Genomic DNA, 232 nt, shown 5'->3' on the forward strand with positions numbered 1-232 from the left:
CGTTCGACTGGAAACAGAACGAACTCAAGCTGCAGCAGCATCTGCGCAAGATCGTGCTCGATGTCACGAAGGAACTGAATCCGGACAGCTATTCGGAAAGCTTCCTCGCGATGGACTCGCACTGGGACATCACCAAATACGTTTCGACGCACAACGTCGGCGGCGCGGTGATGGGCGATTCGCCGGAAACGAGCGCGCTGAACCGCTATCTGCAAAGCTGGGACGTGCACAA

General features: G+C 56.9%; 1 pseudogene. It reads left to right on the forward strand.

From position 1 onward, the window contains the following. Nucleotides 1–232 (forward strand): annotated as a pseudogene (locus tag SB751_RS35635) (GMC family oxidoreductase); the annotation flags it as partial.

The sequence above is a fragment of the Cupriavidus sp. SIMBA_020 genome, from assembly GCF_046535395.1.
Taxonomy (GTDB): Bacteria; Pseudomonadota; Gammaproteobacteria; order Burkholderiales; family Burkholderiaceae; genus Cupriavidus; species Cupriavidus campinensis.